The organism is Alistipes montrealensis, assembly GCF_018362775.1.
GTDB lineage: Bacteria > Bacteroidota > Bacteroidia > Bacteroidales > Rikenellaceae > Alistipes > Alistipes montrealensis.
The window spans coordinates 117396-141037 of sequence record NZ_JAGYXY010000002.1; the positions used below are offsets into that span (position 1 = coordinate 117396).

22 protein-coding genes are annotated in these 23642 nt (G+C 60.6%); 20 read left to right on the top strand and 2 right to left on the bottom strand.

The window, feature by feature from the left end; genetic code table 11:
- Positions 1-316 precede the first annotated feature (316 nt).
- From KG007_RS03780 to KG007_RS03830, 11 genes are all read left to right on the top strand, one after another.
- Positions 317-1378 (top strand): hypothetical protein, encoded by a 1062-nt coding sequence (locus tag KG007_RS03780; protein WP_213347409.1) that lies wholly within the window; start codon positions 317-319, stop codon positions 1376-1378.
- A 143-nt stretch (positions 1379-1521) separates the two neighbouring features.
- Complete coding sequence (gene leuS / locus KG007_RS03785; protein WP_213347410.1) at positions 1522-4278, top strand: leucine--tRNA ligase; 2757 nt, start codon at positions 1522-1524, stop codon at positions 4276-4278.
- A 29-nt stretch (positions 4279-4307) separates the two neighbouring features.
- A complete protein-coding gene (locus KG007_RS03790) occupies positions 4308-5183 on the top strand; it encodes an alpha/beta hydrolase (RefSeq protein WP_195459873.1) in 876 nt (291 codons plus the stop codon).
- Between the two features lie 121 nt (positions 5184-5304).
- Positions 5305-6390, top strand: coding sequence for a peptide chain release factor 1 (gene prfA / locus KG007_RS03795; RefSeq protein ID WP_213347411.1), 1086 nt, complete (start codon positions 5305-5307; stop codon positions 6388-6390).
- A 7-nt stretch (positions 6391-6397) separates the two neighbouring features.
- Complete coding sequence (locus tag KG007_RS03800) at positions 6398-6697, top strand: MGMT family protein (protein ID WP_195459870.1); 300 nt, start codon at positions 6398-6400, stop codon at positions 6695-6697.
- 124 nt (positions 6698-6821) lie between these two features.
- A complete protein-coding gene (locus tag KG007_RS03805; RefSeq protein ID WP_213347412.1) occupies positions 6822-7370 on the top strand; it encodes an energy transducer TonB in 549 nt (182 codons plus the stop codon).
- A 32-nt stretch (positions 7371-7402) separates the two neighbouring features.
- Complete coding sequence (gene menA, locus KG007_RS03810; RefSeq protein ID WP_213347413.1) at positions 7403-8314, top strand: 1,4-dihydroxy-2-naphthoate octaprenyltransferase; 912 nt, start codon at positions 7403-7405, stop codon at positions 8312-8314.
- Positions 8314-9573 (top strand): exodeoxyribonuclease VII large subunit, encoded by a 1260-nt coding sequence (gene xseA, locus KG007_RS03815; RefSeq protein WP_213347414.1) that lies wholly within the window; start codon positions 8314-8316, stop codon positions 9571-9573. Before menA ends, xseA begins: the two co-directional genes overlap by 1 nt.
- A complete protein-coding gene (xseB, locus tag KG007_RS03820) occupies positions 9555-9746 on the top strand; it encodes an exodeoxyribonuclease VII small subunit (RefSeq protein ID WP_213347415.1) in 192 nt (63 codons plus the stop codon). Before xseA ends, xseB begins: the two co-directional genes overlap by 19 nt.
- Entirely contained in the window at positions 9743-10300 is a 558-nt protein-coding gene (locus KG007_RS03825; protein ID WP_213347416.1) for a GNAT family N-acetyltransferase, read from the top strand. The genes xseB and KG007_RS03825 overlap by 4 nt, the downstream gene beginning before the upstream one ends.
- Positions 10301-10306: 6 nt before the next feature.
- Positions 10307-11080: a class I SAM-dependent methyltransferase gene (locus tag KG007_RS03830; protein ID WP_213347417.1), complete on the top strand. Its 774-nt coding sequence runs from the start codon at positions 10307-10309 to the stop codon at positions 11078-11080.
- On the opposite strand, the gene KG007_RS03835 is transcribed toward KG007_RS03830, so the two are convergent.
- A complete protein-coding gene (locus tag KG007_RS03835; protein ID WP_213347418.1) occupies positions 11033-11935 on the bottom strand; it encodes a PHP domain-containing protein in 903 nt (300 codons plus the stop codon). The genes KG007_RS03830 and KG007_RS03835 overlap by 48 nt on opposite strands.
- Positions 11936-11937: 2 nt before the next feature.
- The gene (gene trhA, locus KG007_RS03840) at positions 11938-12594 is read right to left on the bottom strand and encodes a PAQR family membrane homeostasis protein TrhA (protein ID WP_213347419.1); all 657 of its coding nucleotides are present in this window, start codon (positions 12592-12594) and stop codon (positions 11938-11940) included.
- Between the two features lie 160 nt (positions 12595-12754).
- Between trhA and KG007_RS03845 the strand changes: the two genes are divergently transcribed.
- From KG007_RS03845 to argH, 9 genes are all read left to right on the top strand, one after another.
- Positions 12755-14956: a RelA/SpoT family protein gene (locus KG007_RS03845; protein WP_213347420.1), complete on the top strand. Its 2202-nt coding sequence runs from the start codon at positions 12755-12757 to the stop codon at positions 14954-14956.
- Positions 14957-14988: 32 nt separating this feature from the next.
- Positions 14989-15609, top strand: coding sequence for a GNAT family N-acetyltransferase (locus KG007_RS03850; RefSeq protein WP_195459850.1), 621 nt, complete (start codon positions 14989-14991; stop codon positions 15607-15609).
- Positions 15610-15755: 146 nt separating this feature from the next.
- Positions 15756-16958 carry an argininosuccinate synthase gene (gene argG, locus KG007_RS03855; RefSeq protein WP_213347421.1) on the top strand — a complete coding sequence of 401 codons (1203 nt, stop codon included), beginning with the start codon at positions 15756-15758 and terminating at the stop codon, positions 16956-16958.
- Positions 16955-17917 carry an N-acetyl-gamma-glutamyl-phosphate reductase gene (gene argC, locus KG007_RS03860; RefSeq protein ID WP_213347422.1) on the top strand — a complete coding sequence of 321 codons (963 nt, stop codon included), beginning with the start codon at positions 16955-16957 and terminating at the stop codon, positions 17915-17917. The genes argG and argC overlap by 4 nt, the downstream gene beginning before the upstream one ends.
- A 218-nt stretch (positions 17918-18135) precedes the next feature.
- Complete coding sequence (locus tag KG007_RS03865) at positions 18136-19260, top strand: aspartate aminotransferase family protein (RefSeq protein WP_213347423.1); 1125 nt, start codon at positions 18136-18138, stop codon at positions 19258-19260.
- A gap of 124 nt (positions 19261-19384) precedes the next feature.
- The gene (locus KG007_RS03870) at positions 19385-20341 is read left to right on the top strand and encodes an N-acetylornithine carbamoyltransferase (protein WP_213347424.1); all 957 of its coding nucleotides are present in this window, start codon (positions 19385-19387) and stop codon (positions 20339-20341) included.
- Positions 20341-21108 (top strand): acetylglutamate kinase, encoded by a 768-nt coding sequence (gene argB, locus KG007_RS03875; RefSeq protein ID WP_213347425.1) that lies wholly within the window; start codon positions 20341-20343, stop codon positions 21106-21108. The genes KG007_RS03870 and argB overlap by 1 nt, the downstream gene beginning before the upstream one ends.
- A gap of 139 nt (positions 21109-21247) precedes the next feature.
- Positions 21248-22327, top strand: a complete 1080-nt coding sequence (locus tag KG007_RS03880) for a M20 family metallo-hydrolase (RefSeq protein ID WP_195460085.1) — start codon at positions 21248-21250, stop codon at positions 22325-22327.
- Positions 22305-23603, top strand: coding sequence for an argininosuccinate lyase (gene argH / locus KG007_RS03885; RefSeq protein WP_213347426.1), 1299 nt, complete (start codon positions 22305-22307; stop codon positions 23601-23603). Before KG007_RS03880 ends, argH begins: the two co-directional genes overlap by 23 nt.
- Positions 23604-23642: the final 39 nt, after the last annotated feature.

A 23642-nucleotide genomic window follows, 5' to 3' on the forward strand; every position in this document is an offset into this window, starting at 1 on the left:
GTTAAAAAATCTATCTCCATTGTCCAAAATGGACTGCAAAGGTACGCAATTTTTCGGAAATACAATATATATGCACGTCTTTTTTCGCCATTTTACAGGATTTTGCGCCATTCTCAATACTTTTTATCTATATAATTTTACACATAATAAGTTTTGATTATAATAAAACAAACAACAGGTTTATTATCAAGGCCATAAACCGAATATTCCCGGCCCCGAACCCCGGCATGAACTTTGCCCTGCAAACAGGATGCAGGCAGACCGTCCCCACAGGACGCCCCGAAAACCCCTGCACCGCAAACCAATGACGATCACCATGAAACGACTTTTACGCAACTTTTTGCCTGTGCTCCTCGCCGCACTCGCCGGCCCCGCAGCATGCAGTTCGGACGACGACGGTCCGAAACCGCCGAAACCCACCGGTTACGACATCTACGCCGCAGGCTACACGACGCCTGCGACCAAGGCCGTCGCAACGGTCTGGAAAAACGGCGAAACGCTCTACACGCTCACCGACGGCACGAACGACGCATGGGCCTATGCGGTCTGCGTCTCGGGCAGCACTGTCTACGTCGCGGGCTACGAACAGCAGGGCGACGAAATCGTGGCCAAAGTATGGGAAAACGGCACGCTGAAATACACCCTGGGCAGCGGCAGTGCAGATTCCTACGCCTATTCGGTTTTCGCCGCGAACGGCAGTCTCTACACGGCCGGAAGCACACAGACCGACGGAGCCCTGACGGCAACCGTCTGGAAAAACGGCGACGTGCTCCACGCCTACTCGGTCAGCCCGGCCGTCTCGCAGGCCCGGTCGGTCGTCGTCTCGGGCAGCGACGTTTACGCCGCAGGCAGCCTGCAAAGCGGATTCACCAAACCGCTCGCCGTCGTCTGGAAAAACGACAAGGCGCACTACACCCTCACCGACGGGGAATCCGAAGCCGGAGTAACCGCACTCTGTCTTTCGGGCAGGACGATCTACGCCGCGGGACATTCGGGCAACAGCGCTACGGTCTGGAAAGACAAGGACCTGCTTTACACCCTGACCGACGGCAGTTCCTACGCCGAGGCCATGGCCGTCTGCCGGTTCGAAAACACGCTCTACACGGCCGGCTACTATACCGACACCGACGATTTCGAGGAGGAGGGCGTCGTCTGGAAAAACGGACAGGAACTCTTCGACCTCTCCGACGGTTCGGGCAGCGGCTCGATGCCCTATTCGATAGCCGCCTGGTACGACGACGTATTCACCGCCGGGACCCTCTTCGGCACGACGCGGACCGCCGTCGTCTGGCACGGCAACGACATCCGCTACACGCTCTCCGACGGCACGGGCCACAGCGAGGCCTATTCGATGTACGTCGTGCCGCTTTACAACTGACGCACAACGACCTGAAATCACGACGGGACACGGCTATAAAGCCGTGTCCCTCCTTTTTATGCCATTCCGACGGACGAAAATGAGTCAATCCAAGAAACTTTTGCTATTTTTGCAGGAAAATCCGCAACAAAAACACACGAGATATGGAGTACAATTTCAAGGAAATCGAGCCCAAATGGCAGCGCCGCTGGCGGGAGAACAAAACCTACAAGGTGGAGACGGACCCCTCGCGGCCCAAATTCTACGTACTGGACATGTTTCCCTATCCGTCGGGCGCAGGCCTGCACGTCGGCCATCCGCTGGGCTACATCGCCTCGGACATCTACTCGCGCTACAAGCGCCTCAAGGGCTTCAATGTCCTGCATCCGATGGGCTACGACGCCTTCGGCCTGCCCGCCGAGCAGTATGCCATCCAGACGGGCCAGCATCCGGCCGTAACGACCGACCAGAATATCGCCCGATACCGCGAGCAGCTGGACAAGATCGGATTCTCGTTCGACTGGGACCGCGAGGTACGCACATGCGATCCCGGGTATTACAAGTGGACACAATGGGCGTTCCTCAAGATGTTCTCCTCGTACTACTGCTACGACAAGCAGCAGGCGCGCCCGATCGAAGAGCTGATCGCCGCATTCGAACAGTCGGGAACCGAAGGGCTGAACGTCGCCCGCACGACCGAAATGCACTTCACGGCAGACGAATGGAACGCCAAAAACGAGCAGGAAAAGGAGCAGATCCTCCAGAACTACCGCCTTGCCTTCCGCGCCGATACCCAGGTCAACTGGTGTCCGAAACTGGGAACCGTGCTTGCGAACGACGAAGTACACGACGGACTTTCGGTCCGCGGCGGCTATCCGGTCGAACAGAAACGCATGAAACAATGGCTACTCCGCGTGACCGCCTATGCCCAGCGCATGCTCGACGGACTGGACAAACTCGAATGGAGCGACTCGCTGAAGGAAATCCAGCGCAACTGGATCGGCCGTTCGGAGGGCGCCCAGGTCTTTTTCGACATCCAGGGCTCGGCGAAGAAACTGGAGATTTTCACGACCCGTCCCGACACGATTTTCGGCGTGACGTTCATGGTTATCGCCCCCGAACACGAATGGGTCGACTCCCTGACGACACCCGAAAACAAGGCTGCCGTCGAGGACTATATCTGCCAGACCAAGAAGCGCTCCGAACGCGACCGCATCGCCGACACAAAACGCGTCAGCGGCGTAGCCACAGGCTCTTACGCCATCAACCCCTTCACCAACAAAGCCATTCCGATCTACATCTCCGACTACGTGCTGGCGGGCTACGGAACGGGCGCCATCATGGCCGTTCCGGCACACGACTCGCGCGACTGGGCTTTCGCCCGGCACTTCGGCCTGGAGATCATCCCGGTGGTCGAAGGCGGAGACGTTTCGGTCGAGTCCTACGACGCCAAATCAGGCAAAGTAATCAACTCGGATTTCCTCAACGGAAAGGATGTAAAAGAGGCGATCGGACTGATGTTCGCCGAAGTCGAGCGCCGCGGATTGGGCAAGAAGCTCGTCAACTACCGTCTGCGCGACGCCATTTTCTCGCGCCAGCGCTACTGGGGAGAGCCCTTCCCGATCTACTACAAGGACGACGTAGCCTACCCGCTGCCGGAAGACAACCTGCCGCTGGAGCTGCCTCCGATCGCGGACTTCGGTCCCACCGAGCAGGGCGAACCGCCCCTGGCCCGGGTCAAGGGCTGGGAGACGCCCGAGGGGTATCCGTTCGAACTTTCGACCATGCCCGGATTCGCCGGATCGTCGGCCTACTACCTGCGCTACATGGACCCGCACAACGACCGGGCGCTCGTCGGCAAGGAGGCCGACGAATACTGGCGCAACGTGGACCTCTACGTTGGCGGCATCGAGCACGCCACGGGCCACCTGATGTACTCGCGCTTCTGGAACATGTTCCTCTACGACCTGGGAGCCGTCTGCGAACCGGAACCGTTCCGCAAGCTCGTCAACCAGGGCATGATCCAGGGCCGCTCGAACTTCGTCTACCGCATCGTCGGGACCGACAAGTTCGTGTCGCTGGGCCTCAAGGACCAGTATGAAACGCAGGCGCTCTACGTCGACGTGAACATGGTCCGCAACGACATCCTCGACCTCGACGCCTTCCGCGCATGGATGCCCGAATACAAGAACGCCGAGTTCATCCTCGAAGACGGCAAGTACGTCTGCGGCTGGGCCATCGAGAAGATGTCGAAGTCGTTCTACAACGTCGTGAACCCCGACTACATCGTCGACAACTACGGCGCCGACACGCTGCGCATGTACGAGATGTTCCTCGGTCCGCTGGAGCAGTCGAAGCCGTGGGACACCAACGGCATCGACGGCGTGCACAAATTCCTGCGCCGCTTCTGGCGCCTGTTCTTCGACCGCGACGGCCGCTTGTGCGTCACCGACGAAAAGGCGACCGAACAGGAGCTCCGCACGTTGCACAAGACCATCAAGAAGGTCTCCGAGGACATCGAGAATTTCTCGTTCAACACCTCGGTGGCCGCCTTCATGATCTGCCTCAACGAACTCGGCGAATGCTCCAAACGCGAAGTGCTCGAACCGCTGACCATACTGCTCGCCCCCTTCGCTCCGCATATCACCGAGGAACTGTGGGCCGCACTCGGACACACCGGTTCGGTCTGCACGGCCTCCTATCCGGCCTTCGACGAAAAGCACCTGGTGCAGAACTCGTTCGAATACCCCGTTTCGGTCAATGGCAAGCTCCGCTTCAAGAAGGAATACGCCGCCTCGATGACGCCCGCCGAAATCCAGGCCGATGTCGTGACCGCTCCCGAAGCGCAGAAATGGCTCGAAGGCAAAGCCCCGAAAAAAATTATCGTCGTGCCGGGCAAGATCATCAATATCGTGATCTGAACAGCATCCTGACACCAAAAACTTCCATTATGAAACGGATCATCCTACTAACTTTCGCAACGATTCTCGCCATGGCTACAACATCGGCAAAAGACTACGGACAGGCCGCGACAATCAAAATCTGGGACAACGCGACCGCTCCCCACAGCAACGGCATCACCACGCCGGAAACGGAAACCGAGCCCAACCGGCTGAGGAACACCTCGGAGGCTGTTCTCTACATCTTCCCGGCCGATGCGGCCAAGGCTACCGGCCAGGCTGTCGTAATCTGCCCCGGAGGCGGTTACGGCATGCTCGCCATCGACCATGAAGGCTACCAGATGGCGAAGTGGTTCGCCGCCAACGGCATCACGGGCGCCGTGCTGAAATACCGCATGCCCAACCACCATCCCGAAGTACCGCTCGAAGACGCGGAACAGGCCCTGCGCATCATGCGCGGCGACGTTTCGGGCGCCGAAGGCTACACCTGCCCGAAGGTCGGCATCGTAGGCTCCTCGGCCGGCGGACACCTCGCAGCGATGGCCTCGACGATCGGCAGCGTCCGCCCCGCCTTCTCGGTGCTCTTCTACCCGGTCATCACGGCCGTGCAGGGCAAGCGCCACCAAGGGTCGTTCATCAACCTGCTGAGCGAGGAACGCACCCCCGAGCAGGATGCGGCCTACTCGCTGGAAAGCCGTGTAACGGCCGACACGCCGCCGGCCATCCTGCTGCTCTCGGACGATGACAAATCGGTCCCGCCCGTCAACAGCACGCTCTACTACAACGCCCTGAAAGCGAACGGCATCGTGGCTTCGATGCACATCTACCCTTCGGGCGGCCACGGATGGGGCATCCGCGACAACTTCCGCTACAAGGAGGCATGGCAGGACGCCGTGCTGGACTGGCTCCGCCGGATCAACGAATAATCCCCCTGCAAGCGTATACCGGAGGGAATCCCGAGCCAGGGGTTCCCTCCGTTCGTTTTTTCGGTCGACGCATTGCCGTTTGCCGATTATTACGTATCTTTATGCCCAAAATAAAACAGATATGGCAGACAACACCATTTTAAACCGCCTCGACGGTTTGAAGCTCAAATACGAAGAGACGGGGCAGAAACTGACCGACCCCGAAATCATCGCCGATGTCAAACAGTTCATCCAGCTCACCAAGGAATACAAGGAACTGGAGCCGATCATCGAGACCTCGGAACGCTACCGCACGGCCATCGCCAACCTCGCCGAAGCCAAGGACACGCTGGCCACGGACAAGGACGAGGAGATGCGCGAAATGGCCCGCGAGATGATCGCCGAACTGGAGCCCCAGCTCGCGCAGATGGAGGAGGAGATCAAGCTGTTGCTGATCCCCAAGGACCCGCAGGATTCGAAGAACGCCATCGTCGAGATTCGCGGCGGCACGGGCGGCGACGAGGCGGCGATCTTCGCCGGCGACCTGCTGCGCATGTACACCAAATACATCGAGTCGAAGGGCTGGCGCTACGAAATCACCTCGTCGTCGGACGGCGCTGCGGGCGGTTTCAAGGAGGTGGTGCTGAAAGTCTCGGGACAGAACGTCTACGGAACGCTCAAATACGAATCGGGCGTGCACCGCGTGCAGCGCGTACCCCAGACCGAGACACAGGGCCGCGTGCATACGTCGGCCGCATCGGTCGCCGTGCTGCCCGAAGCGGAAGAGTTCGACATCGAAATTTCGATGAACGATGTCCGCAAGGACATTTTCTGCGCCAGCGGTCCCGGCGGACAGTCGGTCAACACGACCTATTCGGCCATCCGCCTGACGCACATCCCGACGGGCATCGTCGTACAATGCCAGGACCAGAAGTCGCAGTTGAAGAACTTCGACAAGGCCTTCGAAGAGCTGCGTACGCGTGTCTTCAACCTCGAATATTCGAAGTGGCTCGACGAGATCGCCTCGAAGCGCAAAACAATGGTTTCGACGGGCGACCGTTCGGCCAAAATCCGCACCTACAACTACCCGCAGGGCCGCATCACCGACCACCGCATCAACTATACGATCTACAACCTCTCGGCCTTCATGGACGGCGACATCCAGGACTGCATCGACCACCTGATCGTTGCCGAGAACGCCGAGCGTCTGAAGGAGAGCGAATTATAGCCGTACGATGGGCATTCCAGACGGTTTCGACGCGGAGGTTTACGACGTTGTCGCGCAGATACCTGCGGGCCGGGTCGCGACCTACGGCCAACTGGCCCGGCTGGTCGGTATGCCCGGTTATGCGCGCCGCGCAGGGCGCGCGCTGGCATCGGCCCCCGAAGGAGTTCCCTGCCACCGGGTCGTGAACGCCGCAGGCCGCACCGCACCCGGCTGGACCGAACAGCGGGAGTTGCTCGAAGCGGAAGGCGTCCGGTTCCGGCCGAACGGCTGTGCGGACCTTGTCCGCTCGGGCTGGGACCCCGCTTAAAAAGCAGGGTTCGGCGGGGCAGCGGCCGGCTGCAAGAAATTTTGTCCGGCTTCCGCCCCCGCCGAAGAAACGCTTTAAGGCAATAACGCGGCCTTACCGGCCGTTTTGCAAAAAAAGATACGGCATGAAAAGATACGTCCTGATTCTATGTGCGCTGTTCTGCGCCGCGACCCTCCGGGCCGCGACTCCCAAACCGCAGCCCCTGTACATCGTCAACGGCAAAGAGACGAAAGAGATACGCTCGATTCCTCCCGAAGACATCGAGCACGTCGAAATGCTCCCTGCCGACGAAGAGACCATCGCCCGCTACGGCCAGCGGGCCGCACACGGCGTCATGCTCATCACGCTGCGCTACGACCAGCCTGCCGCCTTCCCCGCAGATTCGACCTTCGGCAGTTACATCGCCCGGCAGGTGCGTTGGGACGCGAGCGAACCCACGGCCCGCGTGGTGCTGCGCTACAAAATCACCCCCGAAGGCGAAATCGTCGTCCAGCAGGAACTCGAATCGACCGACAACCGCCTCAAGCGGCGCGTGCTGAAAGCCGTGGCGGAGGCCCCGCGCTGGCAGCCGGCGCAAAAGAATGGTTCGCCCATCGAAAGCGAAGGCGTACTGAGCATCCAGCTTCCCGAAGGCCGGCATCTGCCACGGCAGATGGAACTGGTCATCCGCTGATCCCGTCCTACCCCGAAAATTAACCCCGAAACGTGAAAACCAACTCCCTATCCGCCTGGATTCTGGCTGTACGGCCTTACAGCCTCGGCAACTCGGTCATCCTCGTTCTGATCGGCTCCGCACTGGCCTATACCGACCATTCGTTCCACTGGCTGCCTGCCGTGCTGTGCCTCGTGTTCGCCGTGCTGATGCAGTGCACGGCCAACCTGGTCAACGACCTCTGGGATTTTCTGAAAGGGGCGGACAAACCCGACCGGCTGGGTCCCGACCGCGCCTTCGCCAAAGGCTACATCACCCTCCCGGCCATGAAGGCAGGCATTGCGGGCTTCACCCTCGCGGCCTGTGCCGCGGGCATCGGACTGCTCGTCTGGGCGCTCCGCGCCGGCATCCTCCGCTACGGAGGCTGGGAACTCATCGCCGCAGGCGCCGCCTGCATCCTCTTCGCCTATTTCTACACCGCAGGACCCTGGCCGCTGGCTTACCACGGACTGGGCGACATTGCGGTCATCCTCTTTTTCGGACTGGTCCCCGTGGGATTCACTTACTACATCCAGACCGGAGCATGGACCTGGGAGGTCCTCGTGGCGGCACTGGCATGCGGACTGGTGATCGATACGATGCTGATGATCAACAATTTCCGCGACCGCGAGGAGGACGCCCGCTGCAACAAGCGCACGATCGTCGTCTGCCTCGGCGCAGGCGTCGGACGCTGGGGCTACTTCGCCCTGGGGGCCGCAGCCGTCGCCCTGTGCCTCACGCTACTGGCCGGCGGCCGCATCTGGGCCGCCCTGCTTCCCCTTCCGTACCTCGCCGCACACACCGCCACATGGCGCAAACTGGTGCGTATCGACCACGGCGACGCCCTGAACGTCTGCCTGGGTGAGACGGCCCGCAACATCATGCTGTTCGGGGCGTTGCTAACCATCGGAATCCTGTTGGGATGATGGCTGAATCACAACATATTACCCTGCGCGAGTTACAGCGCCGCGTGAAGTCGGCGCTCGAAGGGCAGTTCGCATTGCCCGTCTGGGTAAGTGCCGAAATCTCCGAAATAAAGGTCAACTACTCGGGCCATTGCTACCTCGAACTCGTGGAGAAGGGCGGCGACAACGGCGTCCCGACGGCGCAGGCCCGGGCCGTCGTATGGCGTTCGCACTACCCCCGCATTTCCGGTTATTTCGAGGCCGAAACGGGCCAGCGGCTCGCATCGGGCATCCGGATACTGGCCAAGGTGCTGGTCTCCTACCACGAGCTCTACGGCTTTTCGCTGCAAATCACCGACATAGACCCCTCCTACACGCTGGGCGACATGGAGCGGCAGCGGCAGCAGACCATCGCACAGTTACAGCAGGACGGCGTCTGGGACATGAACCGCGAGGCGACAATGCCCGCAGTCGTGCAGCGCATCGCGATCGTGTCGAGCGCCAACGCCGCCGGTTACCAGGATTTCTGCAAAGAGCTGGACAAAAGCCCCTACCGGTTCACCCTCACACTGTTCGACGCCTTCATGCAGGGCGCTGCGGCCGAGGAATCCATCATCGAAGCCCTGTGCAGCGTCGCCGCCCGGATGGAAGATTTCGACGCCGTGGTGCTGATCCGCGGCGGCGGTTCGAGGAGCGACCTCAACTGTTTCAACGCCTACCGCCTCTGCGCCCATGTGGCACAGTTTCCGCTGCCGGTGGTGACGGGCATCGGGCACGACAAAGACACCAGCGTCGCCGACATGGTGGCCCACACGGCGCTCAAAACCCCGACGGCAGTGGCCGGATGGCTCGTCGGGCGAATGGCCGAAACCGACGGGTGGCTCGACTACGCGGCCCTGCAACTGCACGACACCACGACCGCGGCGATGCACGCCTCGGAGGTGCGCCTCGAACGCCTTTCGGGCGAGGTACGCCGGCTGAGCGGCGAACTCCTGACGCGGCAGTCGCTGCGGCTGGAACACCATGCGGCACTGCTGCCCGACGCGGCGCGCGACTTCCTCGCGCGGCAAAACGTCCGGCTCGGCAATGCCGCGGAACTCATCGCCGGGCGTTCGCCCGAACGCATCCTCCGCCTGGGCTTCGCCGTCGTGCGCACCGGAGGCAAAGCCGTGACTTCGGCCCGGGAAGTCGGAGCCGGGGAAAACATCGAGATAGAAGTTTCCGACGGCCAAATAGAAGCAACCGTAAAAGCTGGAAAAATATGGCAAAAAAAGAGCTGACCTACGCCGAGGCGATGGCCGAAATCGAAAAGATACTCGCGCGCCTGCGCAACGAAGAGATGGATGTCGACAACCTCGCCGCCGAGGTGAAGCGCGCGACGGAACTGATAGCCTCGTGCAAGGCGCGGCTGCGCAAAGCCGAAGAGGATGTGAACAAAATCCTGGAACCATGACAAAAGAAACGATAACCCTCCGGGAAACGAATCCCACGGACCTCGCCGAAATCGTCCGCGTACAGAAAGAGGCGTTCGGCTACGACAAGGAAGCGGAACTGACCGCGGCGCTCCTCGGCGACGCCAGCGCCCGGCCGTACGTGTCGCTGCTCGCATTCCGCGGCGGGAAGGCCATCGGGCACATCCTGTTCACCCGATGCCGCATCGAAGGCGCACAAACGGCGCAGGAAGGACACTACATCCTCGCCCCGCTTGCCGTCGTCCCGGAGTGCCAGCGGCAGGGCATCGGGGGAGCGCTGATCCGAAAAGGGCTGGAACTCCTGCGCGAAAGGGGTGCGAAGCTCGTTTTCGTACTGGGCCACAAGGAGTATTACCCGCGTCACGGATTCGTCCCCGACGCCGGGAAACGGGGCTTTCAGGCGCCTTATCCCATCGCGGAACAGTATGCCGACTATTGGATGGTACAAACCTTGCCGGAAGCAGGATTCACGGAACACAAAGGACGGGTGCTGTGCGCCGAAGCACTGGACCGTCCCGAACATTGGCGGGAATAGAAGGCTATGAAAAAACTGATTCGCTGGTCGCTCAACCACATTCCGCGTCCCGTCCTGCAACGCATCGCGGGATGGGCCGTACCCGTGGCGGGGCTGTTTTACAAAGGCCGCGGGGTCCAGTGCCCCGTGTGCGGCTCGAAGTACCGCAAATTCATGCCCTACGGCTACGTGCAGTCGCGCCCCAACGCGCTGTGCCCCAAATGCCTGTCGCTGGAACGCCACCGCCTGCTGTGGCTCTATCTCACGCGTGAAACCGATCTGCTGACGGCTTTTCCGCGCACGCTCCACATTGCCCCCGAAGTCTGTATCATGCGCCACTTAAAGCCCCACTTCAAGTCGCACCCCGGACAATACGTCACGGCCGACCTGGAAAGCCCGCTGGCTGACCTGCATTTCGACGTACAGCAGATTCCGCTGGCGGATAATTCGGTGGATGTCGTGCTCTGCAACCACATCATGGAACATGTCGCCGACGACCGGAAAGCGATGCGCGAACTGCACCGTATCCTCAAACCCGGCGGCTGGGGCATCGTCCTCTCGCCGGTGGATGCGGATTACGAGCGGACCTACGAGGACGACACGATCACCGACCCCGACGAGCGCACACGCATCTTCGGGCAGTACGACCACCGGCGCATCTACGGCGCCGACTACACCGACCGCCTGCGTGAAGCGGGCTTCGAAGCCGCAGACATCGACTATGCCGCGACTTTCTCCGACGCCGAGCGCAGGTTATACGCCCTGCCGGCCGATCACATTTACGTGGTTTACAAAGTCTGACAGGCGGCCGTCGAAGCGGCTGTCCGCCGGAAAGCGTCCGATGGCGATCCGCGGCTTGGTCTTGCCGTGAAAATCGCTTCCGCAAGTCATGAAAGCTCCCTTGGAGAGTACCAGCGAGGTGAAATAAACGGCCTGCTCCGGGCTGTGGTAGTTGTTGAAGACCTCCAGTCCGGCGGCCCCGCGGTCGAGCAGTTGCCCGGCGATCTCTTCGCGGCCCCGGAAATTGAGTCCCGGATGTGCGACAACGGGGATTCCCCCGTTGTCCCGGACCAGGGAAAGGGCTTCGCGGTAATCCATATATTCGACGGGGACGAACGCCGGGCGGCCCTGCGCGAAATAATCGAGGTAGAAGTTGATATACGGCATGTCGCTCCTGTCGCCGCCCTCCATATAGGGCTGCAACAGAGGCGTATGGTACTTTTCATCGGCAAGCATCACCTCGGCGATCAGTTCGCCCGTAGGCAGTTTGCCGCCGGCGGCGGCCAGCACGGCATCGGCGTCGATCCGAAAACCCAGTCGGAGCAGGTTGTCGACCATGCCGCCCAGCGACGCCGTCACCTTTGCGGCGACGGACTCTTCCAACCGGGCGAAATCGGACGACCGCCAGTCGATGCCGTAGCCCAGCAGGTGGAGGTCCGTACCCCGGTAGTTGCAGTCGATCTCGATGCCGGGAATAAAGCACAGGCCCGCGGCAGCGGCCGCTTCGGCGGCTTCGCCGACGCCGCGCACCGAATTGTGGTCGGTCAGGGAGAAAGCGCCCAGCCCGCAGGCCGAACACATGCCGGCAATTGCAGCGACGGAAAACTCCCCGTCACTGCTGTATCCGGAGTGGATATGCAGGTCGAAAGCAGCCATAATCAATAGAGATAAAACACGATCCCGACGAAGTGCGCCGCAACCGCGAGGTTAATCAACAAATGCCACACCATGTGGTGGTAGCGAAAGCCCTTGCGGGCGTAAAACCAGGCGCCGAGCGTATAGAGTACGCCGCCCAGTGCGATCAGCACCACGAGGGGCGTCGAGGCGTGGTTCACGAACAGCGGCAGGAAGAAGACGATCGTCCAGCCCATGACCAGGTAAATGGTCAGGCTGATGGCAGGTATCGACTTGCGGGACAGCGACTTGTAGAAAATCCCGAAAATTACCATCGTCCATTGCAGGACCGTGATGAAAATACCCTGCCAGCCGCCGATGACGGACAGCGCGATGGGCGTGTAACTGCCCGCGATGGCGACGTAGATGAAAATGTGGTCGAGGATGTGGAAAACCGCCTTGTGTTCCGACTGCGGGTTCATCGAGTGGTAGAGCGTCGAGGCGAGGAACATCAGGAAGATCGAAATGACGAAAACCGACACCGACGCCGACGCCAGAATCGCGTCCGGATCATGCACATAGGCCCACACGGCGGCAAAGGGAAGGGCCAGAAGCGCCAGCAGCGACATCACGCCGTGTGACACGGCATTGCCGATCTCCTCGCCTACGGTCGGCACATAAATCTCCTTTTTCTTTCCCATCGCATAACGTATTGGTTCAACGTTACAAATTTATAATTTTTTTTCATATCTTTGCCAAAGTTACTTACGCTCGGACGGGCTATGCCCCGGCACAGTTGCGGACGCACTGCCGCCGTTGGCCGGCATCGTCTTTGCCGTCAAGGATTTAGGTTAGGTAAAAATGGACTTCTCACGTTACGAAAAACTCCGCTCGCTCGTGCGCGCGAACTTCTCGGAGCAGACCCAGAGACTCGTCGACGAGGCGCTGGAGTATGCCGACGCGAAGCTCGCCGGATTGGTGCGTTACGACGATACGCCCCTTTTGGAGCATGCCGTCGCGGTAGCTTCGATCGTGATCTCGGAGGTGGGCCTGGGCCGCAACTCCACCATTTCGGCAATCCTCCACGATGTCGTGCGGCTGGCCCACAAGCAGCTTCCGCCCGAGGAGTTCCTGGCCCTGAGCACCGACATCCGCAAACGCTTCGGCGACGAGGTCGTGGGCATCACCCTCGGGCTGGCGAACATTTCGGAACTCAAGCTCAAGGTCGCCAAGGAGCAGGCCGACAATTTCCGCGACCTGATCGTAAGCTACTCCGAGGACCCGCGCGTCATCCTGATCAAACTGGCCGACCGGCTCGAAGTGATGCGTTCGCTGGAGATGTTCCCCCGCGAGAAGTGGCGCAAGAAGAGCTGGGAGTCGATGAACCTCTACGCACAGATCGCCCACAAACTGGGTCTTTACAACATCAAGAGCGAATTGGAGGACATCGCCCTGCGCTACCTCGAACCGAAGGATTACGAGCACATCGTCCTGAAACTCGAAGAGAGCGCCGAAGAGCGCAAAGCCTTCATCGGGCGGTTCCTCGTCCCCATCGAGCAGCGGCTGACCAAACTCGGCATCAAATACCACATCAAGAGCCGCACCAAGTCGATCTTCTCGATCTGGACCAAGATGCACAAACAGCACGTCCCGTTCGAAGGCGTCTACGATATTTTCGCCATCCGCATCATCATCGACTGTCCGCGGGAAGCTGAAAAGCAGATGTGCTGGACGGCCTATTCGGTGGTAACGGACTTTTATACCCCCAACCCCAAGCGCCTGCGCGACTGGATAGCGATCCCCAAGTCGAACGGCTACGAATCGCTGCACACCACCGTATCGGCCGAAAGCCGCTGGGTCGAGGTGCAGATCCGCTCCGAGCGCATGGATGCCGTGGCCGAACGAGGCATCGCGGCGCACTGGCGTTACAAGGGAGTCAACCAGGGGGCGCAGACGAGCGAAATGTGGCTGGGACACCTGCGCGAACTGATCGAAGACACGACGCACTCGCTGGCGCAGCGTTTCGACGCGAAGCCCGCCTCGGGTGAAATCTTCGTTTTCACGCCCAACGGCGACCTGCGCAAGCTGCCCGAAGGGGCTACGCTGCTCGACTTCGCGTTCGACATCCACACCTCCCTCGGCTCGACGTGCGTGGGCGGAAAGGTCAACGGCCGCGCCGTGCCGATCCGCGAACAGATGCGCAACGGCGACATCGTCGAGATCACGACCCAGAAGAACCAGACGCCCAAAGCGGACTGGCTGTCGTTCGTGGTGACCTCGAAGGCCCGCAACAAGATCAAATCCTTCCTGCGCGAAGAGCAGGCCAAGCATACGCGCATGGGGCGCGAGGAGCTGGAACGCAAACTCAAGAACTGGAAATTCGCCATCACCATCGACGAAGCGGTGGCTTACCTGGCCAAATATTTCAAGCTGCGCCTCGGAACGGAGGTCTATGCCCTGATCGCCACCCAGAAGCTCGACTTCGGGTCGATCAAGGAGATCCTCGCACGCCACCTCTCGGGGGAAGCCGCCGAAGAGCGCCGTGCCGCGGCCGCCGAGATCGAACGCCAGAAGGCCGCGCTGCACGGCACGCAGGAAAAAGCCGCGCCGCAGGATGCGCTGGTAATCGACGACGACATCTCGAAGATACAATACAAACTGGCCAAGTGCTGCAACCCGATCAAAGGCGACGACGTGTTCGGCTTCGTGACGATCAACGCGGGAATCACCATCCACCGCTGCGACTGTCCCAACGCCAAGCGCATGCGTGAGAATTATCCCTACCGGGTGATCGACGCCCGCTGGCGGCAGTCGGCCGAGGGGGCGTTCCGCGTCTCGATCCGCATCGTGGCGGCCGACACGACCGGCATGGCCAACCACATCACCGAGGTCATCATCCGCGACCTGAAACTCAACATCCGCACGATGAACTTCGCGCCGGCCGGAAACGGCTGCGTCGCGGGAATCGTCGCCGTCGAAGTGCCCGGCACGGGCGTCGTGGATACGCTCATCCACCAGATCATGCGCATCAAAGGCGTACAGCGCGCCTATCGCATCAACTAATTCGTCAACTTTTTTACCCACACAAACGATAAATGAATAACAACACAATCAGCGTCGTATTCGCCGACTCATCGCACGCACATTTCGCACCGCGCATTTGTGATCTGATCTATGAGTCGGCCCTGCAGCGGGGTACGGGCATCGCAAAGCGGTCGCCCGAGTACATCGCCGCAAAAATGACCGGTGGCAAGGCCGTCGTGGCGCTGGACGGTGAGAAACTGGTCGGGTTCAGTTACATCGAGTGCTGGGGTCACGGCGACTTCGTCGCCACCTCGGGACTGATCGTCGATCCGGAGTACCGGCATATGGGACTCGCGGAGCAAATCAAGCGACGAACCTTCGAGCTGGCCCGACGACGATTTCCGTATGCCAAGTTATTCAGTATCACCACGTCGTTGCCGGTCATGAAGCTCAACTCGCGGATGGGTTACGTCCCCGTGACCTTCTCGGAACTGACCGAAGACGAGGATTTCTGGCGCGGCTGCGAAGGCTGCTGCAACTACGACATCCTGCAACGCAACCAGCGGCGCATGTGCCTCTGCACGGGCATGCTCTACGATCCGGCCAAAGAACCGGTGGAAAAGCAGTCGCGGCTGGCTCCCTACCGGATGTTCTTTAAGAACAAGTTCAAAAAGTTATTTCACCTGAAGTAAAAATCCGGACCGCGACGCGACGAGTCCCTCCACGGGGAAGAGGTTCGGAGCGGGGCCGGAACGGAGTACGACGCCAAAGGCGGCGACAACGACCGGAAGATTTGCGAACCGGTCAAAACGAGTAAAAAAATTAAAACTGACATATCATGGAAAAGAAGAAAGTAGTTTTGGCATTCAGCGGAGGTCTCGACACCTCGTTCTGTGTAAAATACCTCTCCGAGGAGAAGGGTTACGATGTCTACACGGCAATCGCCAACACGGGCGGATTTTCGAAACCCGAACTGGAGAAGATCGAGAAACGCGCCATGGAACTGGGCGCCACGGCGCATGCGACGCTCGACATCGAGCAGGAATACTACGAAAAGAGCATCCGCTACATGGTCTTCGGCAACATCCTGCGCAACGGAACCTACCCCATTTCAGTAAGCTCGGAACGCATTTTCCAGGCCATCGCCATCATCGAATACGCCAAGCAGATCGGCGCCGACGCCGTAGCCCACGGCTCGACCGGCGCAGGTAACGACCAGGTGCGCTTCGATCTGACGTTCCAGATTCTCGCTCCCGAAATCGAAATCATCACCCCGACGCGCGACATGACCCTCACGCGCGAATACGAGATCGACTACCTGCGCAAGCACGGCATCACGGCCGACTACAAAAAGATGGAATACTCGATCAACAAAGGCCTGTGGGGCACGTCGATCGGCGGCAAGGAGACCCTCCACTCGGAGCAGACGCTGCCCGAAGAAGCATATCCCAGCCAGGTGACGGCCGACGGCGAGGAACGCCTCACGATCTCCTTCGAGCAGGGCGAAATCGCAGCCGTCAACGGCAAGGCATACGCCGACAAGGTCGAGGCCATCCGCGCCGTGGAGGCCATCGGCTCGAAATACGGCATCGGCCGCGACATGCACATCGGCGACACGATCATCGGCATCAAGGGCCGCGTAGGCTTCGAAGCCGCAGCGCCGATGCTGATCATCGCAGCGCACAAGATGCTCGAAAAGCACACGCAGACCAAGTGGCAGATTTACTGGAAGGACCAGGTGGCGACGTGGTACGGCATGTTCCTCCACGAAGCGCAGTACCTCGAACCGGTGATGCGCGACATCGAGGCGATGCTCCTGTCGTCGCAGCGCAACGTCACGGGAACCGTGGAACTGATCCTGCGTCCGCGCAACTATACGCTCGTGGGCGTCGATTCTTCGTTCGACCTGATGAAGACCGACTTCGGCGAATACGGCGAGGTCAACAAGGCCTGGTCGGCAGACGACGTGAAGGGATTCACGAAGATCCTGGGCAACCAGATCAAGATTTTCTACAACGTCCAGAAACGCAACAAGAAATGATCCGCGCCGGTATCATCGGAGGCGCCGGGTACACCGCCGGCGAACTGATCCGGTTGCTGGTCAACCACCCGCAGGCTGAAATTGCCTTTGTACACAGTACGTCGAATGCTGGCAACCGCCTTTCGGACGTACACGGCGGACTGGAGGGCGACACCAACATGCGGTTCAGCGATTCGTACGACCTCGGGGCGATCGACGTGCTGTTCCTCTGCTCGGCCCACGGACAGAGCAAGGTCTGGATGGAGGAGAACGACATCCCGGCCGGGCTGAAAATCATCGACCTGGCACAGGACTTCCGCGACGAGACGTGCGGATTTGTCTACGGCCTTCCGGAACTGAACCGCGAACGCATCCGCCGTGCCGGACGCGTGGCCAATCCGGGATGTTTCGCCACGGCGATTCAGTTGGCTTTGCTGCCGCTGGCTGCCGCGGGACTGTTGCAGGACGAAGTGCACGTGACGGCAGTGACGGGTTCGACGGGCGCAGGCGTAAAACCTTCGGCCACGACCCATTTCAGCTGGCGGTCGGACAACATATCGGTTTACAAGGCCTTCACGCACCAGCACCTGCTGGAGATCGGGCGCAACCTGCGGCGGCTGGAGCCGTCGTTCGGCTATGAAGTGAACTTCGTGCCGATGCGCGGCGACTTCACGCGGGGCATCCTGGCAAGCGTCTACACGACGTGTCCGCTCGACAACGAGGCGGCGTTCAGGCTCTACGCCGATTTTTACGCCCCCTCGGCATTCACGACCGTATCGGAACGCGAAATAGACCTCAAGCAGGTAGTGAACACCAACAAGGGGCTGCTCCACATAGCCAAACACGGCGGCAAACTGCACATCGTGTCGGCTATCGACAACCTGCTGAAAGGCGCTTCGGGGCAGGCCGTGCAGAACATGAACCTGATGTTCGGGCTGGACGAAAAAGAAGGTCTGAAACTGAAAGCAAGTGCATTTTAACCGGCGGCTTTCAACCGCCGCACGATAACCGCTTTTTGGTCGGCAAAAAGCGGTGCAAAAACCGACCGGCTGACAAAAAAAGCTGAAAGACGCGGCCTAACGCTGGCTCCGGGCGACTATTCGCGGGTTTGCAAGCAAACCGTCCCCTGCGCTCGCGCTTTTAGTCCGCATCTTTCCCGACGCTTTTTTTGCCGGGCCGGACACCAAAAATTACGACAATGGAATTATTCAACGTATATTCGCTATATCCGATCGAACCCGTCCGGGGCAAAGGCAGTTTTGTCTACGACGCGGCAGGAACCGAGTACCTCGATCTCTACGGCGGCCATGCCGTCATTTCGATCGGCCATGCGCAGCCCGACTACGTACGGGCCGTGCAGGAACAGGTAGCCCGGCTCGGGTTCTACTCGAATTCGGTCGAGAACTCGCTCCAGACGACGCTGGCCGAAAAACTGGGCCGCGCGTCGGGATACGACGATTTCCGGCTCTTCCTCTGCAACTCGGGAGCCGAGGCCAACGAAAACGCCCTGAAACTGGCGTCGTTCCACACGGGGCGCGCCAAAGTGCTGGCCCTCTCGAAGGCTTTCCACGGACGCACGTCGGGAGCCGTCGCCGTGACGGACAATCCCGCGATTTCGTCGCCCTTCAACCGCACGCCCAACGTGGAGTTCGCACCGCTGAACGACATCGAAGCCGTGCGCGCGAAACTCGCCACGCGGGAGTTCGCAGCGGTAATCGTCGAAGGCATCCAGGGCGTTTCGGGCATCCACTGCCCGACGGACGAGTTCCTGCGCGCCGTACGCGCCGCAGCGACCGAAACCGGGACGCAGCTCGTATTGGATGAAATCCAGTCGGGATACGGCCGCACGGGACGGTTCTTCGCCCACCAGGCGGCAGGCATCCGGCCCGACCTGATCACCACGGCGAAGGGTATGGCCAACGGATTCCCCATCGGCGGCGTGCTGATCGCCCCCCACTTCGAAGCGCGTCCGGGATTGCTCGGAACGACCTTCGGGGGCAGCCACCTCGCCTGCGCAGCGGCAATCGCCGTACTCGACGTGATCGTACGCGACGGACTGGTGGAGAACGCGGCGCAGGTCGGCGAATACCTGCTGGCCGAACTGCACAAGATCGGCGGGCTGAAAGAAGTTCGCGGACGCGGCCTGATGATCGGCATCGAGATCGAGGATTCGGGAGCGGAACTGCGCAAGCGGCTGCTCTTCGACAAACACATATTCACGGGCGGGGCGGGCGCTTCGACCGTGCGGCTGCTGCCGGCATTGTGCCTGACGCGCGAACTGGCGGACCGCTTCCTCGAAGCGTTCCGGGAGACGATCGGATAACGGCAGCCCGCACAAACCCCCGCCGAGGCCGGGTAGACCCCTAAACGGCACTTTTGCCGCCGGCGACAGCCTCCCGGAGCGGAACCCGAAACAATTAACAAGGAACGAAAAAGAAACGGAATCTATGGATAAATTTACCTGCGTACAAGACATAGGCGATCTGAAAACTGCCGTCGCCGAAGCGCTGGAGATCAAGCGCGACCGCTTCCAGTTCACAGGACTGGGGCGCAACAAGACCCTGCTGATGCTCTTCTTCAATTCGAGCCTCCGCACGCGCCTCTCGACCCAGAAGGCGGCGATGAACCTCGGCATGAACGTCATGGTTCTCGATGTCAACCAGGGAGCGTGGAAACTCGAAACCGAAAGGGGCGTGGTGATGGACGGCGACAAGGCCGAACACCTGCTCGAAGCCATTCCGGTCATGGGATCGTACTGCGACGTGATCGGCGTGCGCTCGTTCGCCCGGTTCAACGACAAGGCCGAAGACTACGAAGAGCGCGTACTGGAGCAGTTTATCCGCTACGCGGGACGCCCGGTCTTCTCGATGGAGGCCGCGACGCGCCACCCGCTGCAAAGCTTCGCCGACCTGATCACCATCGAGGAGCACAAGGCCACGGCACGTCCGAAGGTCGTGATGACCTGGGCCCCGCATCCCAACGCCCTGCCGCAGGCCGTACCGAACTCGTTCGCCGAGTGGATGAACGCCGCGGACTACGATTTCGTGATCACCCATCCCGAAGGCTACGAACTCGACCCGAAATTCGTGGGTACGGCGCGCGTCGAATACGACCAGCACAAGGCCCTCGAAGGCGCCGACTTCGTCTACGCCAAAAACTGGGCGGCCTACACCGATCCCAACTACGGCAAAGTCTTGTCGAGGGATCGTTCGTGGACGGTGGACACGGAGAAAATGGCCCTCACCAACAATGCTTACTTCATGCACTGCCTGCCCGTAAGGCGCAATATGATCGTGACGGACGACGTGATCGAATCGCCGCGTTCGCTGGTGATTCCCGAGGCCGCGAACCGCGAAATTTCGGCCCAGGTGGTACTCAAACGACTGTTGGAGGGACTGGAATAATGGAGAAAATCACGGTCGTAAAAATCGGCGGCAACGTCATCGACAACCCCGAGGCGCTGAAGCGGTTCCTCGAAGAGTTCGCGGCATTGCCGGGAGCCAAAATACTCGTACACGGCGGCGGAAAACTGGCCACACGCCTCGCCGAACGGCTGGAACTGAAGGTGCAGATGGTCGACGGACGCCGCATCACCGACAAAGGCACGCTGGACGTGGTGACGATGGTTTACGCCGGGCTGATCAACAAGCAGGTCGTGGCCGGACTGCAGGCCGCGGGGTGCAACGCACTCGGCCTGTCGGGCGCCGACGGCAACGCCGTGACGGCCCGCCGGCGCGACCCCAATCCGGTCGATTACGGATTCGTGGGCGACATCGAACGCGTGGACTCAGGATTGCTGCGCAGGCTGCTGGAAGGGGGCATCACGCCCGTCTTTTCGGCCATCATGCACGACGGACAGGGGACGCTCTTGAATTGCAACGCCGACAGCGTGGCTTCGGCCATTGCGCTCGGAGCGGCGGAAATTGCACCTGCGGACCTGGTTTTCTGCTTCGAGAAGAACGGCGTGCTGCGCAACCCGGAGGACGACACGACGCTGATCCGGGAGATCACGGCCGAAACCTACGCCCCACTCAAGGCCGACGGCATCGTGAGCAAGGGAATGATCCCCAAGATCGAAAATGCCCTGAAAGCCGTCGAAAAGGGAGTGCGGAGCGTTACGATCAAGCACTCGGAAAACCTGCTGAACGAAATCGGAACAACTATAAAATAACACCGTTTTGCGGCACGGGCCGTCTTGTTCACGACCTTTGGTCGTGTTTACAAATCCGACCCCACCCTAAACCCTCCCTCAGGGAGGGACTTAATGCCGCAAGCGGCAAAATCAGCGCTCCGGAATGCCGAACTCGAAAATGAACATGAAGACCACGGAAGCCATCGGGTTACTGAAACAACTTATCGCGACACCCTCCCTCTCGCGCGACGAAGCGCGTACGGCGGACCTGCTTTTCGCGTTCCTCGCGGAGCGCGGAGCGACGCCCGAACGGCTGCGCAACAACGTTTGGGCCCGGGCGGAAGGATTCGACCCGGCACGGCCGACGCTGCTCTTGAATTCGCACCACGACACGGTGCGTCCGGCCGCTTCGTACACGCGCGATCCCTACACGCCCGCCGTCGAAGGCGACAGGCTTTACGGCCTCGGCAGCAACGACGCGGGGGCTTCGGTGGTAAGCCTCACGGAGACCTTCCTGACGTTCCGCACGCAGCCGCTGCCCTTCAACCTCGTGCTGGGCATCTCGGCCGAGGAGGAGTGCATGGGGGAGAACGGCATCCGGGCCTTGCTGCCCGCGCTGGGAAAAATCGACATGGCGCTGGTGGGAGAACCGACGGGAATGCAGGCAGCGCTGGGCGAGCGGGGACTGGTCGTCCTGGACTGTGTGGCGCACGGCAAAAGCGGCCATGCGGCGCGCGGCGAAGGGGTGAACGCCCTCTATATCGCATTGGACGACATCGCACGGCTGCGCGGATTCCGCTTCGAGCGGGAATCGGAGCTGCTCGGACCGATCGGCATCGCCGTGACGCAGATCGAAGCGGGCACACAACACAACGTCGTACCCGACACGTGCCGGTTCGTCGCGGATATCCGTACCACGGACGCCTACACCAACGAAGAGACGGTCGAAATCCTGCGGGCCGCGATCCGTTCCGAAGCGACGCCCCGGTCGACGCGCATCCGCGCTGCGGCGGTCGGCGAAGGGCATCCGCTGGTGAAGGCGGCAAAAGCCGTCGGACGCGAAACCTACATTTCACCGACGACTTCGGACCGCACGCTGATGCCGTTCCCGTCGCTCAAGATGGGTCCGGGACAATCGTCGCGGTCGCACACGGCCGACGAATTCGTGCTCCTCACGGAGATCGCGGAGGGAATCGCCGTTTATGAAAAATACATCGAAAAATTGGCACAGGAATATGGCAACCAAACTTTGGGATAAGGGCTTCGAGCCCGACAGGATGATCGAGGAGTACACCGTAGGCAACGACCGCGAACTGGACATGCGGCTGGCAAAGTACGATGTCGAAGGGTCGCTGGCGCACATCGCCATGCTCGAAAAAATCGGGCTGCTGACGGCGGAGGAACTCGAAAAACTCACCGCGGGACTCCGCGAAATCGCGGCAGAGATCGAAGCCGGACGTTTCGAAATCGAACCCGACACCGAAGACGTGCATTCGCAGGTCGAGCTGATGCTCACCCGCCGGCTGGGCGACGCGGGTAAAAAAATCCACTCGGGGCGTTCGCGCAACGACCAGGTGCTCGTGGACCTCAAATTGTTCCTGCGCGACGAACTGAGGCAGATAGCCGACGCCGTGAAGGCCGTGTTCGACCGCCTGCAGGAGCAGAGCGAGAAATACAAAGAGGTGCTGATGCCGGGCTACACCCACCTGCAGATCGCCATGCCTTCATCGTTCGGACTGTGGTTCGGGGCTTATGCCGAAACGCTGATCGACGACATGCGCCTGGTGGCCGCGGCATGGCACATCGCCAACCAGAACCCGCTGGGGTCGGCGGCCGGATACGGCTCGTCGTTCCCGCTGGACCGCACGATGACCACCCGCCTGATGGGCTTCGAGGCGCTGCACTATAACGTCGTAGCGGCGCAGATGAGCCGCGGCAAAAGCGAACGCGCGGCCGCGGCCGCCATTGCCGCCGTGGCCGCGACGATCGGCCGCCTGGCAATGGACGTATGCCTGTTCATGAGCCAGAATTTCGGGTTCGTAACGCTCCCCGACGAGTTGACCACCGGGTCGAGCATCATGCCCCACAAGAAAAATCCCGACGTTTTCGAGATCATGCGCGGACGCTGCAACCGCCTGCAGTCGGTCCCCAACGAAATCGCACTGCTGACGACGAACCTTCCGGTGGGCTATCACCGTGACCTGCAGTTGCTGAAAGACATCCTTTTCCCGGCGACGAGCGAGATCAAACGCACGCTCGGAATGTGCGATTTCATGCTGGCGCATATCCGTGTAAACAAAAACATCCTCGACGACAAAAAATACGACTACCTCTTCACGGTGGAAGATGTCAACCGGATGGTGCTCGCAGGTACTCCCTTCCGCGAGGCTTACAAGCAGGTGGGCATCGCCGTCCAGAAGGGCGAATACAGCCCCACGCGCGAGGTGAGCCACACCCACGAAGGCAGTATCGGCAACCTCTGCACGGCGGAAATCAGGCACAAGATGGAGCGCGTGCTCGAAGAGTTCGAGTAGGAGCCCGAACGCTTGGCTATTCGGAATATTTTCCTAACT